The sequence below is a fragment of the Mitsuokella sp. AF21-1AC genome, assembly GCF_003458855.1.
GTDB lineage: Bacteria > Bacillota > Negativicutes > Selenomonadales > Selenomonadaceae > Mitsuokella.
The window spans coordinates 47,845-65,261 of the sequence record NZ_QRVW01000005.1 but is presented as its reverse complement, the minus strand read 5'-3'; the positions used below and the strand labels follow the sequence as shown (position 1 = coordinate 65,261).

Sequence of the window (17,417 nt, the reverse complement as noted above, 5' to 3'; positions counted from 1 at the left end):
ATAAGGAGTGTTCTTATTCGTGTCAATGCATTGGAATTCTTATGGAAAATATCTTTTGACGGGGGTCGTCCTCGGATCCTTCCTGTTTTATGCACCGCATGTCACAGAGGCAAAGCGTCATAAAACGCAGCCACAGCCGCAGACCAAAGTGGAGCAGCATGCTTCTGCCAAGGTGGATTCGCGTGTGGAGATGCACCCCGATCTGCGCCGGGAAGACCAATTGCATGCCACGTCGGAAAAGGAGCTGTCGGGAGGCAGTGACTTCCAGTCGCGCATCCATGCAATCCTCTATCCGGGCGGACAGCAGAGCCCGTCCATGACGCCTCTTTCGGTGCCGCAGACCATGTCGGCCTACGATGATTCGATCATCGGCACGCCGCTTGCCAGCCAGGAACAGTGCGTGCGCTATCTCTTGAGCGTCAATCCGCATCCGGACATCACGGTCACGCCGCAGGAGCTCGTCTCATACTACTATGAAGAGGGCGAGCGCGAGGGCATCCGCCCCGATGTGGCCTTTGCACAGGCGCTGAAGGAAACGGGCTTCTTCCGCTACGGCGGCGACGTCATCCCGCAGCAGAACAACTTCTGCGGGCTCGGCACGACGGGCGGCGGCGTCAAGGGGGCGTTCTTCCAAACGGCACAGCTCGGCGTCCGCGCACATATCCAGCACCTCCTGGCCTATGCTTCGACGCGCGAGCCGAGCGCACCCGTCATCGATCCGCGCTATCAGCTCGTGCGTGACTCCTATGGTGACCGCACGCTTGGACGCTGGGAAGACCTCAACGGACGCTGGGCCGTACCGGGCCATACGTATGGACAGAGCATCCTCTCGATGTTCCGCGCCATGCTGACCGAATGAGAACCGCATCGTCCGGATGATTCCATAGAATTTCCTGTTACGTTCTCTATGATGAAGAAAGCGATTTGTATTTGAAAGGGATGAAGATCTACTAATGATTACTACGAACAACGTCAGCCTCCAGTTTGGCAAACGTGTCCTCTACAAGGATGTCAACCTTAAGTTCACGCCGGGCAACTGCTACGGCATCATCGGTGCGAACGGTGCTGGCAAATCCACGTTCCTGAAACTTTTGGCCGGCGATATCGAGCCGACGAGCGGCGTGATCGAGATCACGCCGGGCGAGCGCCTGGCTGTGCTGCAGCAGGACCATTACGCCTACGATGATTACGAGGTCCTGCGCACGGTCATCATGGGACACAAGCGTCTCGTGGAGATCATGGACGAGAAGGATGCGCTCTATGCCAAGCCGGATTTCTCGGAGGAAGACGGCATGCGCGCGTCGGAGCTCGAGGCGGAGTTTGCCGAGCTCAACGGCTGGGATGCGGAATCGGAGGCAGCACGTCTGCTCAATGGCCTCGGCATTCCTGAGAATGAGCACAGCATGAAGATGGCAGATCTCACGGCCAAGGAAAAGGTCCGCGTGCTCCTGGCACAGGCGCTGTTCGGCAACCCGGATATCCTGCTGCTCGATGAGCCGACGAACCATCTCGACGTCGAGTCCATTAACTGGCTCGAGAATTTCCTCGCGGATTTCCCGAATACGGTCATCGTCGTTTCGCATGACCGTCACTTTCTCAACCAGGTCTGCACGTATATCTGCGACGTCGATTTTGGCGAGATCAAGCTCTATGCCGGCAACTACGACTTCTGGTATCAGTCGAGCCAGCTGGCATTGCAGCTGCAGAAGGAGCAGAACAAGAAGGCGGAGGAGAAGATCAAGGAACTCCAGAACTTCATCGCGCGCTTTGCCGCCAATGCCGCCAAATCCAAGCAGGCGACGAGCCGTAAGAAGCTGCTCGACAAAATCAAGGTCGAGGATATCAAGCCTTCTTCGCGCCGTTATCCGTACATTGCCTTCACGCCGGACCGCGAGGCTGGTGACCAGCTGCTGCAGGTCGACGGTATCTCGAAGATGGTCGACGGCGAGCAGGTGCTCAAGAATGTCAGCTTCACGCTGAAGCGCGGCGATAAGGTCGCTTTTGTTGGTCCGAACAGCATCGGCAAGACGATGCTCTTCAAGATCCTCATGGGTGAGGAACAGGCAGATGAAGGCACGTTCAAATGGGGCGTGACGACGACGCAGGCGTACCTGCCGTCCGACAACTCCGCTTATTTTGACGGCGTTGATCTCAATCTCGTCGACTGGCTGCGCCAGTATTCAAAGGACCCGGATGAGACGTTCGTGCGCGGTTTCCTCGGACGCATGCTGTTCTCGGGCGAGGAGAGCCAGAAGAAGGCATCCGTTCTTTCCGGCGGCGAGCGCGTGCGCTGCATGCTGTCGCGCATGATGCTCTCCGGCGCCAACGTCCTGCTGCTCGATGAACCGACGAACCATCTCGATCTGGAGTCCATCACGGCGCTCAACAACGGCCTCATTGCCTTCAAGGGAACGGCCCTTTTCGTGTCGCACGACCATGAATTTGTTCAGACGATTGCCAACCGCATCATCGATATCACGCCGGATGGCGTCGTCGACCGCCTTTCGACGTACGACGACTTCCTGGCCAATGAGACGGTGCGTCAGCAGCTGGCGGAGAAATATAAGAAATAAGGCGATAAACCGATGTTCGATAAATTCTTGCATAATGCCATAGAAGATGCCAGTGCCACGGCACGGCTGCGCGAGATGATCGCCGTGCTGCGCAAGCGCGAGGTCGTGCGCGGCATGACGCCGGAAAAACTCCGGCAGGTGCTCGAGGATCTCGGCCCGACTTTTGTCAAGCTCGGCCAGGTCATGAGCATGCGCCCGGATTTCCTGCCGCCTGAGTACTGTGATGAGCTCATGAAGCTGCAGACGGGGGCCAAGCCGCTGCCGTTTCGCGTGATTCTCGAGGTCATCGAGCAGGAATACAGCCGGCGCTGGAATCAGGTGTTCCAGAGCATTGACGAGGAAGCCCTGGGCTCAGCGAGTATCGCACAGGTGCACCGCGCCGTGCTCACGACGGGGGAGAAAGTCGTCGTCAAGGTGCAGCGCCCGGGCATCTATGAGATCATGAGCAAGGATATCCTGCTGCTGAAGCGGGCGGCGACCCTGCTCAAGATCATCAGCCGCTCGCAGGATGTCCTCGATTTCAATATGGTGCTCGACGAGATGTGGATGATTGCCAAGCAGGAGATGGATTTCCTGATGGAGGCAGATCACATCGAGGAGTTTGAGCATCTCAACCGCGATGTCGATTACGTTTCCTGCCCGAAGGTCTATCGTCAGCTTTCAACCCAGCACATCCTCGTCATGGAATTTATCGACGGCGTGCGCCTTGATGATTTCGATGCCCTGCGCGCCAATGGCTATGACATCACGCTTTTGGGCCGGCGCCTCGGCGAAAACTACGTCAAGCAGATCATCGAGGACGGTTATTTCCATGCCGATCCGCATCCCGGCAATATCTGGATCCGCAACGGCCGCATCGTCTGGCTGGACCTCGGCATGATGGGCAGGCTTTCAAGCCGCGACCGCATGGCCATCCGCAAGGCCGTCTATGCGCTTGCGAATCACGATACCTTTGAGATGAAGGCGGCCGTCCTGTCGCTCGGCGTCGTCCATGGACGCATCAATCACACGGCGCTCTATCAGGACATCGATGCGCTGATGGCTCAGTACAGTTCGCTGGATTTCCGCTCGCTGCAGATGGGCGTGCTGACGCGTCAGATCATGAATATCCTGCGCGTGCATCATATCGGTTGTCCGCAGGGGCTCTCGATGTTCGCGCGCGGCGTCCTGACGATAGAGGGCGTCATGCGCCTCTGCTGTCCGAAGGTCAGCTTTGTCGAGATCTTTGCCAAGAGCCTGTCGGTCGATTTCAAGAAGAACTTCAACTGGCGCGATGAGCTCGACAAGGCCAAGCGCGAGGGACTCGTGCTCCTGCGCAAGTCCGCGCAGCTGCCCGAGCAGATCTCGGACATCCTCAAGATGACGATGAGCGGCCAGACGAAGGTCAATCTCGATCTGACGGGGGCGGAAGAGCCGCTCCGGCACCTCGACCGCATGATCAACAAGGTCATATTGGCCGTGCTCTGTGCGGCTCTGCTGCTGGCTTCCAGCACGATATGCACGACGAATATGACGCCGAAGATCATGGAGATTCCCCTTCTGGGATTCCTGGGCTATGCGATTGCCTTTATCTTGAGCATCCGCATCATCTGGGATATCCACAAGGGGATTTGAGTGTGGCATTCTGGCGGGAAACATGGTAAAATTCCCTTATATATTCCTGCTGCCGGTGAAGCTGCCGGCAGCGCAGGATCAGGAAAACGATTTGTCCGAGGAGGAAACGGCATGAGAGGGATTCGCGGGGCAATCACGGTTGCACACAATGAGAAGGAAGAGATCTGGCAGGCAGCACAGGACATGATGCAGGAGATCCTGCAGCGCAATGCGCTGCAGCCCGAGGATATTGGCGCGGTCATCTTTTCGATGACGGAGGATCTCACAGCGTCTTTTCCGACTGCTGGCGTGCGCCGTATTCCAGGTTTTGAACTCGTGCCGCTCTTTGATGCGCGTCAGTGTGCCATCGAGGGAAGCCTGCCGCTCTGCATTCGCGTGCTTGTCCTGGCCGATACGGACCTCAGACAGGCGGAGATCCGGCATGTCTATCTTGGTAAAGCCGCACGCCTTCGTCCGGATATTGCCGGCTGATTTATGAACTGAAAAACGGCAGATGCATGGCTTGTGTCAGATGCATCTGCCGTTTATTTTTACAAAAGAAAAAGAAACGAACCAATGATTTAATATATGCACATAAGAAAAGATTTTTATGTTATTTTCTTATATGCATATAGTTGAATTATGTTGAATCATGTTGTGAGTGCTCATTCTTGGCCGTTATCTGTATTTTACGGATTGCCAGGCTCTGTACTTTTACAGAAAAATCTTGTACAATGAATAAGTAAAATAAAACATTTCAGAATCAAATGGTAAGGGGAGATACGTTTTGAGTAACATCGATACGAAATGCGTCAATGCGATCCGCGTCCTGTCTGCAGACGCCATCCAGAAAGCAAAATCTGGTCATCCTGGCCTGCCGCTCGGCAGTGCAGCCATGGCCTATGAGCTGTGGGCAAACCATATGAATCACAATCCGAAGGATACGAAGTGGGCAAACCGCGACCGCTTCATCCTCTCGGGCGGCCATGGTTCGGCCATGCTGTACTCGCTGCTGCACTTCTTCGGCTATGGTCTGACCATGGACGATATGAAGCAGTTCCGTCAGCTCGGTTCCCTGACGCCGGGCCATCCGGAATACGGCCACACGGTCGGTGTAGAAGCCACGACGGGCCCGCTCGGTGCTGGCATGGGCATGGCTGTCGGCATGGCAATGGCAGAGGCACATCTCGCATCGATGTTCAACCGCCCGGGCTATCCGGTCGTTGACCACTACACGTTCGCGCTCGGCGGCGACGGCTGCATGATGGAGGGCATTTCCTCCGAGGCCTTCTCGCTGGCCGGCACGCTTGGCCTGTCGAAGCTCATCGTCCTCTACGATTCCAACAAGATCTCCATCGAGGGCAACACGGATATCGCCTTCACGGAAGATGTCCAGGCCCGCATGCGTGCCTTCGGCTTCCAGACGATCACGGTCGAGGACGGCAACGATCTTGAAGCCATCGGCAAGGCCATCGAAGAGGCCAAGGCAGATAAAGAGCATCCGTCCTTCATCACGGTGCGCACGCAGATCGGCTACGGCTGCCCGGCCAAGCAGGGCAAGGCCAGCGCTCATGGCGAGCCGCTCGGCGATGAGAACGTCAAGGCCCTGAAGGAGAACCTTGGCTGGCCGGAGCCTGAGAAGACCTTCAACATCCCGGAGGATGTCTATGCGCATTATGCAGAGAAGGCCAAGAAAGGCGAAGAGGCAGAAGCTGCCTGGAACAAGATGTTCGCTGAGTACTGCGAGAAGTTCCCGGAAGACAAGGCACGCTGGGAGAAATATCACACGGCTGTCAACGCTGAGGCTCTCTACAACAACGATGCATTCTGGGCTAAGGAAGAGAAGGCTGTGGCAACGCGTGCTCTCTCCGGCAAGAAGATCAACTTCCTCAAGGACATCATGCCGAACCTCATCGGCGGCAGTGCTGACCTCGCACCGTCCAACAAGACGCATATGGAAGGCGAGAGCGATTTCAGCAAGACGAATTATGCGGGCCGCAACCTGCACTTCGGCGTCCGCGAGCTGGCCATGGCTGCCATCGAGAACGGCCTGATGCTTCACGGCGGTCTGCGCGCTTATGTCGCTACCTTCTTCGTCTTCAGCGACTATATGAAGCCGATGATGCGCCTCGCAGCTCTCATGCACCTGCCGACGACGTACGTCCTGACGCATGACAGCATCGGTGTCGGCGAAGACGGCCCGACGCATGAGCCAATCGAACAGCTTGCCATGTTGCGCTCGCTGCCGAATTTCAACGTCTTCCGTCCGGCCGATGCCACGGAGACGGCTGCCGGCTGGTATCTGGCTGTCACGTCCGAGCATACGCCGACGGCTCTCGTGCTCACGCGCCAGAACCTGCCGCAGCTGCCGGGCTCCAGCAAGGATGCTCTGAAGGGGGCTTACGTCGTTTCGGAAGCCAAGGACACTGCGAACATGGATGGTATCCTCATCGGTACGGGCTCTGAGGTTTCGCTGGCCATTGAGGCACAGGAAGAGCTCGCCAAGAGCGGTATCGACGTTCGCGTCGTTTCCATGCCGTGCATGGATCTCTTCGAGCAGCAGAGCGCTGAGTACAAGGAAAGCGTCCTGCCGAAGGATGTCCGCGCACGTGTTGCCGTTGAAGCACTCTCGAGCTTCGGCTGGGGCCGCTACGTCGGCCTTGACGGCGCTACGGTCTGCATGGAGGGCTTCGGTGCCTCGGCACCTGCCAACCTGCTCTTTGAGAAGTTCGGCTTCACGAAGCAGCATGTGGTTGAAACAGCCATGAAGGTCATCGCTGCCAACAAGTAAAATAACGTATCGTTTTGTATACATGAGGGGCTTGCTTTGGCAGGCCTCTTATTTTTGTAATCTTTTATCCTCAAAATGTAGGGATATATAACACAAATGTCCTTTTTATCGCACTTGATATAGAAAATGATACGCTAGGGTGCGTGGACAAGAAAATCTTTATAAAATAAGTGTTGACAAGGGTTTTGGAGGGTGTTATATTATAGGAGTGCCTGATTTGAGCGCACGATTTAGTGATACAGGAGAGTGAAAGCAATGACACTGGATACACTGAAAAGTGCCAGTCGGGTGATTGGTATCAAGCAGGTTTCCAAAGCTGTGAAGCGGGAAAGCGTGATGAGCGTTTTCATCGCCGATGATGCAGATGAGCGCGTGACGGCGCCGCTCGTTCTTCTCTGTGAAGAGCATGGCGTCACGGTTGAGCATGCAGAGACAATGCAGGAGCTCGGCAAAGCGTGCGGCATCGAAGTCGGTGCAGCGGCAGCGGCGGTCCTCAAGCAGCCTATTTGTTAAAAACTCAGGAGCACTGCTTCGGGGTTTTAATAAATAATAAATTCTCAATATGAAGGAAGGAGGTGCATGTATGCCTACTATCAATCAGTTAGTTCGTAAGAGCAGAAAGAGCATGCAGGAGAAGTCCAAAGCACCAGCACTCAAGAATTGCCCGCAGAAACGTGGTGTTTGCACGCGTGTTTACACGTCTACGCCGAAGAAGCCGAACTCGGCTCTGCGTAAGGTTGCCCGTGTTCGTTTGACGAACAGCATCGAGGTTACCGCATACATCCCAGGCATTGGTCATAATCTTCAGGAGCATAGCGTTGTTCTGATTCGCGGCGGTCGTGTCAAGGACCTGCCAGGTGTTCGTTACCACATCATCCGTGGTTCGCTCGATACTGCCGGTGTGCAGGATCGCGGCCAGGGCCGTTCCAAGTACGGTGCGAAGAAAGCCAAAGCGAAGAAGAAATAAGAAACGGATTCCTGCCTGAGGGCGGGAGACATATGCTAATGAAGAAGGAGGTAAAACAATGCCAAGAAAAGGTTCCGTACCGAAGCGCGACGTACTGCCGGATCCGGTGTACCACAGCAAGACGGTTACGAAATTCATCAACAAGGTAATGCTCTCCGGTAAGAAGAGCGTTGCAGAGCGCGTCGTTTATGATGCGTTTGAGACGATCCGTGCCAAGACGGGCAAGGATCCTCTCGAGGTTTTTGAGACTGCTCTCAAGAACGTTATGCCGGTCCTCGAGGTACGCGCACGCCGCGTCGGTGGTGCAAACTACCAGGTTCCGGTTGAAGTTCGTCCGGATCGTCGCATGACGCTCGGCATTCGCTGGATCGTCAACTACGCTCGCCTGCGCGGTGAGAAGACGATGGATGAGCGCCTTTCCGGTGAGCTCATGGATGCTGCCAATAACACGGGTGCAGCAATCAAGAAGAAGGAAGATACGCATAAGATGGCCGAGGCCAACAAGGCATTCGCACATTATCGCTGGTAATCCCTTCTATATCATTAAGGAGCGATATTAAAAGTGGCAAGAGAGTATTCCCTTGAAAAAACTCGTAACATCGGTATCATGGCTCACATCGATGCCGGTAAGACGACGACCACGGAACGTATCCTCTTCTACACGGGTGTAAACCACAAGATCGGCGAGGTACATGATGGTGCCGCAACGATGGACTGGATGGTTCAGGAGCAGGAGCGTGGTATCACGATCACGTCCGCTGCAACGACCTGCCATTGGAAGAATCATCGCATCAACATCATCGATACGCCGGGTCACGTGGACTTCACGGTAGAGGTTGAGCGTTCCCTGCGCGTACTCGATGGCGCTGTAGCAGTCCTGACTGCTCGCGGCGGTGTCGAGCCTCAGACTGAAACCGTTTGGCGTCAGGCTGAGAACTACAACGTTCCGCGTATGGCTTATGTCAACAAGATGGACATCACCGGCGCGGACTTCTTCAACGTCATCAAGATGATGAAGGAACGCCTCAATGCAAATGCAGTTGCCATCCAGCTGCCGATCGGTGCTGAGGATTCCTTCAAGGGTATCGTCGATCTCGTCAAGATGGAAGCCATCGTCTATGAAGACGATCTCGGCAAAGTCGAGGATGAGGTTGCAATCCCGGATGACATGAAGGATCAGGCTGAAGAATACCGTGAGATCCTCCTCGAGGCTCTTTCTGAGCTCGATGATGACTTCATGGAGAAATACCTCGGCGGTGAAGAGATCACCGAGGAAGAGATTAAGAAGGTCATCCGCAAGGGTACGGTCGAGTGCAAGCTCTGCCCGGTTACCTGCGGTACTTCCTATCGCAACAAGGGCGTTCAGCCGCTCCTCGATGCGATTGTTGATTACATGCCGGCTCCGACGGATATCCCGCCGATCGCTGGTGTGAATCCTGAGACGGGTGAAGAAGACCATCGTCCGGCAAGTGACGAGGCTCCGTTCTCCGCACTCGCATTCAAGATCATGACGGATCCTTACGTTGGTAAGCTCGCATTCTTCCGCGTTTACTCCGGTATCCTCGATGGTGGCTCCTACGTGTACAATTCTACGAAGGGCAAGAAAGAGCGTATCGGCCGTATCCTGCAGATGCACGCCAACAACCGTAAGGAAATTGACCGCGTTTACAGCGGTGATATCGCTGCTGCCGTCGGCCTCAAGGACACGACGACGGGCGACACGCTCTGCGATGAAGAGCATCCGATCATCCTCGAGTCCATGGTCTTCCCGGATCCGGTTATCTCCGTTGCGGTTGAGCCGTCCACGAAGAACGACCAGGAGAAGATGGGCGTTGCCCTTCAGAAGCTCGCTGAAGAAGATCCGACCTTCCGCGTCCGCACGGACCAGGAAACGGGCCAGACAATCATCTCCGGCATGGGTGAGCTTCACCTGCAGATCATCGTTGACCGTATGCTCCGCGAGTTCAAGGTCGACTGCAAAGTTGGCGAGCCGCAGGTTGCTTACCGCGAGACGATCCGCAAGTCTGTCGAGGCAGAAGGCAAGTTCGTCCGCCAGTCCGGTGGTCATGGCCAGTACGGTCACTGCTGGCTCAAGCTCGAGCCGCAGGAGCCGGGCGAAGGCTTTGTATTCGAAAACAAAGTCGTCGGCGGTGCAATTCCGAAGGAATTCATCAAGCCGATCGAAGATGGCGTCAAGCAGGCTATGGAAGCAGGCGTTGTTGCCGGCTATCCGGTTGTCGATGTCAAGGTAACGGTCTTTGACGGTTCCTTCCACGAAGTCGACTCCTCGGAGGCAGCGTTTAAGGTTGCTGGTTCCATGGCGTTCCGCAACGGCGCAGAAAAGGCAAATCCGGTTCTCCTCGAGCCGTATGTTAAAGTCGAAGTCACGGTTCCGGAAGAGTACATGGGCGACGTTATCGGCGACCTGAACTCCCGCCGCGGCCGCATCGATGGCATGGAAGCACGCAATGGTTCCCAGGTCATCAACGGCTTCGTTCCGCTCTCCGAGATGTTCGGTTACTCGACGGATTTGCGTTCCAAGACCCAGGGCCGCGGGAACTACAGCATGGAAGTTGCTTACTATGATGAAGTTCCTAAAAATATTGCTGACAAGATTGTCGCAAAAAACAAAGGTGAATAAGGGAGGAAAACATCACAATGGCTAAAGAAAAGTTTGAAAGAACTAAACCGCATGTCAACATCGGTACGATTGGTCACGTTGACCATGGCAAGACGACGCTGACGGCTGCAATCACGAAAGTCCTTTCCGAGACGGAAGGCTGCAAGGCTTCCTTCGAAGACTATGCAGATATCGATAAGGCTCCGGAAGAGCGTGAGCGCGGTATCACGATCAACACGGCTCACGTTGAGTATGAGACGCCGAAACGTCACTATGCACACGTTGACTGCCCGGGCCATGCTGACTATGTCAAGAACATGATCACCGGCGCTGCTCAGATGGATGGTGCTATCCTGGTTGTTTCCGCAGCTGATGGCCCGATGCCGCAGACTCGTGAGCACATCCTGCTCGCTCGTCAGGTTGGTGTTCCGGCAATCGTTGTCTTCCTCAACAAGGTTGACCAGGTTGACGATCCTGAGCTCCTCGAGCTCGTTGAGATGGAAGTTCGCGAGCTGCTCTCCAGCTACGACTTCCCGGGCGATGACATCCCTGTTATCGCTGGTTCCGCTCTGAAGGCCCTCGAAGGCGACGAAGAGCAGAAGAAGAACATCCTCAAGCTCATGGAAGCTGTTGATGATTATATCCCGACGCCGGAGCGCGACAACGCTAAGCCGTTCCTGATGCCGGTCGAGGATGTCTTCACGATCACTGGCCGCGGCACGGTTGCTACGGGCCGTGTTGAGCGTGGTGAGCTCAAGATGAACGATACGGTTGAGATCGTTGGTCTGCAGGACGAGCCGCGTCAGACGGTTGTCACGGGCATCGAGATGTTCCGCAAGATGCTTGATTTCGCTGAGGCTGGCGATAACATCGGTGCTCTGCTCCGTGGTATCGACCGCAAAGAGATCGAGCGTGGTCAGGTTCTCGCAAAGCCGGGCACGATTCATCCGCACACGAAGTTCAAGGCTCAGGTCTATGTCCTGACGAAAGAAGAAGGTGGCCGTCATACGCCGTTCTTCACGAACTATCGCCCGCAGTTCTACTTCCGCACGACGGACGTAACTGGCGTAGTCAAACTGCCGGAAGGCACGGAGATGGTTATGCCTGGCGATAACGTCGAGATGGAAGTTGAGCTCATCACCCCGATCGCTATCGAGAAGGGCCTGCGCTTCGCTATCCGCGAAGGTGGTCACACGGTTGGTGCTGGCCGCGTAACGGAAATCGAAGGCTAATCTTCAAACTTAATCTTTTCATAAGAGCGGCGCTCGCGTCGCTCTTATTTAAAGGTTAAAATATATATGGTACCCCCCAATGCGATGACGTGGCAGATGGCTCGGGTGTACCCGAGGGAACTGTTACGGAGAAATGTTTGGGCCAAGAGCCTGGACGATAAGGAGGAAAACAAATTGTCGAAACAGCAGAAAATCAGAATCCGTTTGAAGGCTTATGATCATAAAGCCCTCGATCAGAGTGCCGTAAAGATTGTCGATACGGCAAAGAAGACTGGTGCAATGGTATCCGGTCCGATTCCTCTTCCGACGGAAAAGAACATCTATACGATCCTGCGTTCCCCGCATGTCAACAAGGACAGCCGTGAGCAGTTTGAAATGCGCACGCATAAGCGTCTGATCGACATTCTGCAGCCGACCAACAAAACGGTCGATGCTCTGATGCGTCTTGACCTGCCGGCAGGCGTAGACATCGAAATCAAACTGTAATCCGAGGAGGTGGAATGAATGTCTAAAGCTATCTTAGGTAGAAAACTTGGTATGACTCAGATCTTCACGGAAGAAGGCAAAGTTGTCCCGGTTACGGTCGTAGAGTCTGGCAACAACATCGTGATCCAGAACAAGACGGTTGAGTCTGACGGCTACAACGCAGTACAGCTCGGCTTCGGTGAAGTTAAAGAAAATAAAGTAAACAAACCCCTGAAAGGCCATTTCGAGAAGGCTGGCGTAAGCCCTGTAAAGTTCATTCGCGAGATGCGTCTTGCAGATGCTTCTGAATATAAAGTCGGTGATTCCATCGGCGTTGACATATTTAGTGCTGGAGAACTGGTTGATGTTACGGGTACTTCCAAAGGTAAGGGTTTTGCCGGCGGTATCAAACGTCACAACTTCGCTCGTGGTCCTATGGGACATGGTTCCAAATCCCATCGTGAGCCGGGTTCCACTGGTGCCATGATTTCCGGTCCTGGTGGACGTGTCCTCAAGGGCAAGAAGCTCCCGGGCCGCATGGGTGGCGAGCGCGTTACGGTTCAGCGCCTCACGGTCGTCCGTGTCGATGCAGACCGCAACCTTATCCTCATCAAGGGCGCAATTCCGGGCCCGAAGAAGAGCTTCGTTGTGATCAAGAGCACCGTTAAGCCGGGCAAAAACTGATTGGAAGGAGGACACCAACAATTATGGCTACAGTAGCAGTTTATGACATCACCAACAATCAGGTTGGCGATATCGAATTGAATGACAGCATCTTCGGCGTAGAGATGAATGCAGGCCTCCTGCATCAGGCCGTTGTTATGCAGCTCGCAGCTCAGCGCCTTGGCACGCATGCCACGAAAACGCGCGGCTTTGTCCGTGGCGGTGGCCGCAAGCCCTGGAAGCAGAAAGGCACGGGCCGTGCCCGCGCTGGTTCGACGCGCAGCCCGCTGTGGGTCGGCGGTGGTACGGTTTTCGGACCGCATCCGCGCAAGTATGCTTTCTCCATGCCGCGCAAGCAGCGTCGTCTCGCTCTCAAATGCGCACTTTCCGATAAGGTCAAGAGCGGCGATCTGATCGTTCTCGAGAGCCTCGATTTCGATGCTCCGAAGACGAAGCAGGTTGTCAAGATGCTCGGCGACTTCGGCGTAGATTCCAAGGCTCTCTTCGTCACGGCTGACGAGGCAGAGAACGTTGAGAAATCCGCACGCAACATTCCGGGTGCAAAAGCTATCCAGGCGCTGGGACTGAATGTCTATGATATCCTGAATCATGGCAAGCTGTTCATCACGAAGGATGCCATCACCCGCATCGAGGAGGTATTCGCATAATGGAAGCACGTGATATCCTGATCCGTCCGCTGATCACTGAGAGAACGACTCAGCTCATGGCTGAAGGCAAGTACGTCTTCGTTGTTGCGAAAGCAGCCAACAAGATTGAGATTGCCAAAGCAGTCGCTGAAATCTTCAACGTCAAGGTTGAAAAGGTCAATACGGTCAACGTACTTGGCAAAACGAAACGCATGGGCCGCACGTCTGGCAAGCGCCCTGACTATAAAAAAGCTATCGTGAAGCTCGCTGCTGGCGAAAGCATCGAGTTCTTCGAAGCATAATCGAGAAAAGGAGGTACACTTAAGTGGCAGTAAAGAGTTTTAAACCATATTCTGCAGGCAGACGCTTCATGACGGTCGCATCGTTCGATGAGATCACGGCAAGCAAGCCTGAGAAGTCCCTGACGGAACGCCTCAAGAAAACGGGCGGCCGCAATCAGCAGGGCCGTCTGACCGTCCGTCATCAGGGCGGCGGCCACAAGCGTCTCTATCGTGTCATTGACTTCAAGCGCACGAAAGACGGTATCCCGGCTCGCGTCGCTACGATTGAGTACGATCCGAACCGCAGCGCTCGCATCGCTCTGCTCAACTACGTAGACGGCGAGAAGCGCTACATCCTCGCACCGAACGGCCTCAAGGTCGGCGATCAGGTCGTTTCCGGCCCGGACGCTGATATCAAGGTCGGCAACGCACTTCCGCTCAAGAACATCCCGGTTGGTACTACGGTACACAACGTTGAGCTGAAGATCGGCAAGGGCGCACAGCTCGTTCGCAGTGCTGGTACGTCCGCTCAGCTCATGGCTAAGGAAGGCGATTATGCACTCCTCCGCATGCCGTCCGGCGAGCTTCGCAAAGTCCACATCAACTGCCGTGCAACGATCGGTGAAGTCGGCAACCTCGAGCACGAGAACATCACGCTCGGCAAGGCTGGCCGTTCCCGCTGGCTCGGCATTCGCCCGGAGAACCGCGGCGTTGCCATGAACCCGAACGATCATCCGCATGGCGGCGGCGAGGGCCGTTCTCCTGTTGGCCGCAAGCACCCTGTTACGAAGTGGGGCAAATGCGCAATGGGTGCCAAGACCCGTCGCAAGAAGGCTTCCGACAAGCTCATCGTCAAAGGACGCACGAAATAATAGAAATCGACAGGCAGCCTAGTGCCGCCTGACGAAAGGAGGAGACACTTTGTCAAGATCTATTAAAAAAGGACCTTACGTTGCAGAGAGCCTGATGAAGAAGATCACGGCCCTGAACGAGGCTAACGATAAGAAAGTTGTTAAGACCTGGTCGAGAAGCTCCACGATTTTCCCGGAGTTCGTTGGTCATACGATTGCTGTTCATGACGGCCGCAAGCATGTCCCCGTTTACATCACGGAAGACATGGTTGGCCACAAGCTCGGTGAGTTCGCTCCGACGCGTACTTTCAAGGGCCATGCAGGCGAAGAGAGAAAGACCGCTCTGAAATAATTTTGCGAAAGGAGAATCCTTGTGGAATCGAAAGCAGTAGCTAAATATGTTCGCATCGCTCCGCGCAAAGTTCGTGTGGTCATGGATCTCATCCGTGGCAAGAACGTCGCTGAAGCGTTCGCGATTCTGAAATTCACGCCGAAGGCTGGCGCTGAAGTAGTTGAGAAGGTTCTGCGTTCTGCTGTTGCAAACGCTGAGAACAACTTTGATATGGACGTCGAGAAGCTCTTCGTCAAGACGGCATTCGTCGACCAGGGCCCGACGCTCAAGCGCATCCATCCGCGTTCCCGTGGACAGGCCTTCAAGATTTTGAAGCGTACGTCCCATGTAACCATCGTCGTTGACGAGAAGAACTGAGTAAGGAGGGAAACGGTTTGGGTCAGAAAGTAAATCCGCATGGTATTCGTCTTGGCATTGTCAAGGATTGGGATGCTAAGTGGTATGCAGATAAAGATTTTGCAGCAAACCTGCATGAAGATATCAAGATCCGTGATTATCTGAAGCAGAGCCTTCAGGCAGCTGGTGTTTCCAGAATTGAGACGGAGCGCAGCAAGAACCGCCTGAAGATCACGATCCACACGGCTAAGCCGGGCATGGTCATCGGCCGTGGCGGTTCGGGCATCGAGCAGATCAAAGAGGGTCTGAAGAATTACACGACGAAGCGCGTGGACATCAACATTGCAGAAATCAAACAGCCGGATATGGACGCAACGCTCGTTGCTGAGAACATCGCTCAGCAGCTCGAACGCCGCATCGCTTTCCGCCGCGCGATGAAGCAGGCAGTTGGCCGCACGATGCGCCTCGGCGCCAAGGGCATCAAGATCGCTTGCAGCGGTCGCCTCGGCGGTGCAGAGATCGCACGTAAGGAATCGTATCGTGAAGGAAGTATTCCACTTCATACGCTCCGTGCTGATATCGATTATGGTACGGCAGAAGCTCACACGACTTATGGCCGCATCGGCGTAAAGGTCTGGATCTTCAAGGGCGAAGTTCTTCCGGAAAGAAAGCAGCAGAAGGCTGCAGCTGAAGGGAGCGAAGCTTAATGTTATTACCAAAGAGAGTCAAATATCGCAAGCAGTTCCGTGGCCGTATGAAGGGCAAGGCTCATCGCGGCAATACGGTTAGCCATGGCCAGTATGGCCTCGTAGCCCTCGAGCCGGCTTGGATCACGAACCGTCAGATCGAGGCAGCTCGTATCGCCATGACGCGTTACATCAAGCGTGGCGGCCAGGTCTGGATCAAGATTTTCCCGGATAAGCCGGTAACGGCTAAACCGGCCGAGACCCGCATGGGTTCCGGTAAAGGTTCGCCGGAGTACTGGGTAGCTGTTGTTAAGCCGGGCCGCGTCCTCTTCGAGATGGACGGCGTTTCCAAGGAGATCGCAATGGAAGCTATGCGTCTCGCTGGTCACAAGCTCCCGATCAAGACGAAGTTCGTTATGAAGGAAGATAATAAAGCAGAGGGCGGTGAAGTAAATGAAGGTTAATGAGATTCGCGAGATGAATGCTGAGGAACTCAACCAGAAACTTGCTTCGCTCAAAGAGGAGCTGTTCAACCTCCGTTTCCAGCTTGCCACCGGCCAGCTTGAGAACCCGATGCGTATCAAAGAAGTAAAGAAGACGATCGCCCGCATCAAGACGATCCAGCGTGAGAACGAGCTCAAGGCTTAATCACGGAAACTGATATGCAAAAGGAAGGAGGCTCCCTGATGAGCGAAAGAAACGTACGTAAGACGAAAATTGGTAAAGTCATCTCCGATAAGATGGACAAGACCGTTGTGGTTGCAGTCGAGGAACTCGAGCAGCACAAGCTTTACAAAAAGCCGGTCAAGAGAACGGTAAAGTTCCATGCACATGATGAGAAGAACGACGCACATGTAGGCGACAAGGTATCCCTCATGGAAACCCGCCCGCTTTCCAAGACGAAGCGCTGGAGAGTTGTTGAAGTCATCGAGCGTGCAAAATAATCCAAAATTATCGAAGAAGGAGGTCAAACAATGATCCAACAGCAAACCATCCTGAATGTTGGTGACAACACGGGTGCAAAAGAGATCATGTGCATCCGCGTGCTCGGCGGTTCCTATCGCAAGTACGCTAACATTGGTGATATTATCGTAGCTGCAGTTAAGTCTGCTGCTCCTGGCGGCACGGTCAAGAAGGGCGATGTCGTGAAGGCAGTCGTAGTCCGCAGCGTCAAGGGCCTGCGCCGTGCAGATGGCTCGTACATCCGCTTCGACGAGAATGCCGCTGTCATCATCAAGGACGACAAGACGCCGAAGGGCACGCGTATTTTTGGACCAGTAGCCAGAGAGCTTCGCGATAAAGACTTCATGAAGATCGTTTCCCTGGCTCCTGAAGTACTTTAATTGTGGGGAGGTGCTAT

At 54.7% G+C, this 17,417-nt stretch carries 22 protein-coding genes; all 22 read left to right on the top strand.

Going from position 1 to position 17,417, the window contains the following annotated elements:
* Window positions 1-25 precede the first annotated feature (25 nt).
* The 22 genes from DWX75_RS02995 to rplN all read left to right on the top strand — a co-directional run bounded on the left by DWX75_RS02995 (window position 26) and on the right by rplN (window position 17,400).
* Window positions 26-859, top strand: a complete 834-nt coding sequence (locus DWX75_RS02995) for a glucosaminidase domain-containing protein (RefSeq protein WP_233519451.1) — start codon at window positions 26-28, stop codon at window positions 857-859.
* Between the two features lie 94 nt (window positions 860-953).
* Window positions 954-2,573, top strand: coding sequence for an ABC-F family ATP-binding cassette domain-containing protein (locus tag DWX75_RS02990; RefSeq protein ID WP_118014835.1), 1,620 nt, complete (start codon window positions 954-956; stop codon window positions 2,571-2,573).
* Between the two features lie 12 nt (window positions 2,574-2,585).
* Window positions 2,586-4,187, top strand: a complete 1,602-nt coding sequence (locus DWX75_RS02985) for an AarF/ABC1/UbiB kinase family protein (protein ID WP_118014833.1) — start codon at window positions 2,586-2,588, stop codon at window positions 4,185-4,187.
* A 111-nt stretch (window positions 4,188-4,298) separates the two neighbouring features.
* Window positions 4,299-4,658, top strand: a complete 360-nt coding sequence (gene aroH / locus DWX75_RS02980; RefSeq protein ID WP_118014831.1) for a chorismate mutase — start codon at window positions 4,299-4,301, stop codon at window positions 4,656-4,658.
* A gap of 295 nt (window positions 4,659-4,953) precedes the next feature.
* Complete coding sequence (gene tkt, locus DWX75_RS02975) at window positions 4,954-6,957, top strand: transketolase (protein ID WP_118014829.1); 2,004 nt, start codon at window positions 4,954-4,956, stop codon at window positions 6,955-6,957.
* A gap of 255 nt (window positions 6,958-7,212) precedes the next feature.
* Entirely contained in the window at window positions 7,213-7,470 is a 258-nt protein-coding gene (locus tag DWX75_RS02970; RefSeq protein WP_118014828.1) for a ribosomal L7Ae/L30e/S12e/Gadd45 family protein, read from the top strand.
* A 70-nt stretch (window positions 7,471-7,540) separates the two neighbouring features.
* Complete coding sequence (gene rpsL / locus DWX75_RS02965; protein WP_005842087.1) at window positions 7,541-7,924, top strand: 30S ribosomal protein S12; 384 nt, start codon at window positions 7,541-7,543, stop codon at window positions 7,922-7,924.
* A gap of 58 nt (window positions 7,925-7,982) precedes the next feature.
* Window positions 7,983-8,453, top strand: coding sequence for a 30S ribosomal protein S7 (gene rpsG / locus DWX75_RS02960; protein ID WP_005842089.1), 471 nt, complete (start codon window positions 7,983-7,985; stop codon window positions 8,451-8,453).
* Between the two features lie 33 nt (window positions 8,454-8,486).
* Window positions 8,487-10,565, top strand: a complete 2,079-nt coding sequence (gene fusA, locus DWX75_RS02955; RefSeq protein WP_118014826.1) for an elongation factor G — start codon at window positions 8,487-8,489, stop codon at window positions 10,563-10,565.
* Between the two features lie 17 nt (window positions 10,566-10,582).
* On the top strand, window positions 10,583-11,776 hold the full coding sequence (tuf, locus tag DWX75_RS02950; RefSeq protein ID WP_118014824.1) for an elongation factor Tu: 1,194 nt from the start codon (window positions 10,583-10,585) through the stop codon (window positions 11,774-11,776).
* Window positions 11,777-11,950: 174 nt separating this feature from the next.
* On the top strand, window positions 11,951-12,262 hold the full coding sequence (gene rpsJ / locus DWX75_RS02945) for a 30S ribosomal protein S10 (protein WP_029540488.1): 312 nt from the start codon (window positions 11,951-11,953) through the stop codon (window positions 12,260-12,262).
* Between the two features lie 18 nt (window positions 12,263-12,280).
* The gene (gene rplC / locus DWX75_RS02940) at window positions 12,281-12,925 is read left to right on the top strand and encodes a 50S ribosomal protein L3 (protein ID WP_118014822.1); all 645 of its coding nucleotides are present in this window, start codon (window positions 12,281-12,283) and stop codon (window positions 12,923-12,925) included.
* A 23-nt stretch (window positions 12,926-12,948) separates the two neighbouring features.
* Window positions 12,949-13,572, top strand: a complete 624-nt coding sequence (gene rplD, locus DWX75_RS02935; protein ID WP_118014820.1) for a 50S ribosomal protein L4 — start codon at window positions 12,949-12,951, stop codon at window positions 13,570-13,572.
* The gene (gene rplW, locus DWX75_RS02930; protein ID WP_118014818.1) at window positions 13,572-13,853 is read left to right on the top strand and encodes a 50S ribosomal protein L23; all 282 of its coding nucleotides are present in this window, start codon (window positions 13,572-13,574) and stop codon (window positions 13,851-13,853) included. Before rplD ends, rplW begins: the two co-directional genes overlap by 1 nt.
* 23 nt (window positions 13,854-13,876) lie before the next feature.
* Window positions 13,877-14,704, top strand: a complete 828-nt coding sequence (gene rplB, locus DWX75_RS02925) for a 50S ribosomal protein L2 (protein ID WP_118014816.1) — start codon at window positions 13,877-13,879, stop codon at window positions 14,702-14,704.
* A 49-nt stretch (window positions 14,705-14,753) separates the two neighbouring features.
* Window positions 14,754-15,035: a 30S ribosomal protein S19 gene (gene rpsS / locus DWX75_RS02920; RefSeq protein ID WP_118014814.1), complete on the top strand. Its 282-nt coding sequence runs from the start codon at window positions 14,754-14,756 to the stop codon at window positions 15,033-15,035.
* 21 nt (window positions 15,036-15,056) lie between these two features.
* The gene (gene rplV, locus DWX75_RS02915; RefSeq protein WP_199497502.1) at window positions 15,057-15,392 is read left to right on the top strand and encodes a 50S ribosomal protein L22; all 336 of its coding nucleotides are present in this window, start codon (window positions 15,057-15,059) and stop codon (window positions 15,390-15,392) included.
* A 17-nt stretch (window positions 15,393-15,409) separates the two neighbouring features.
* Entirely contained in the window at window positions 15,410-16,078 is a 669-nt protein-coding gene (gene rpsC / locus DWX75_RS02910) for a 30S ribosomal protein S3 (protein ID WP_118014810.1), read from the top strand.
* A complete protein-coding gene (gene rplP, locus DWX75_RS02905) occupies window positions 16,078-16,521 on the top strand; it encodes a 50S ribosomal protein L16 (RefSeq protein WP_118014808.1) in 444 nt (147 codons plus the stop codon). Before rpsC ends, rplP begins: the two co-directional genes overlap by 1 nt.
* Window positions 16,511-16,705, top strand: a complete 195-nt coding sequence (rpmC, locus tag DWX75_RS02900) for a 50S ribosomal protein L29 (RefSeq protein WP_005842110.1) — start codon at window positions 16,511-16,513, stop codon at window positions 16,703-16,705. The genes rplP and rpmC overlap by 11 nt, the downstream gene beginning before the upstream one ends.
* A 38-nt stretch (window positions 16,706-16,743) precedes the next feature.
* Window positions 16,744-17,001, top strand: a complete 258-nt coding sequence (gene rpsQ, locus DWX75_RS02895) for a 30S ribosomal protein S17 (protein WP_118014806.1) — start codon at window positions 16,744-16,746, stop codon at window positions 16,999-17,001.
* A gap of 30 nt (window positions 17,002-17,031) precedes the next feature.
* The gene (rplN, locus tag DWX75_RS02890; protein WP_005842114.1) at window positions 17,032-17,400 is read left to right on the top strand and encodes a 50S ribosomal protein L14; all 369 of its coding nucleotides are present in this window, start codon (window positions 17,032-17,034) and stop codon (window positions 17,398-17,400) included.
* Window positions 17,401-17,417: the final 17 nt, after the last annotated feature.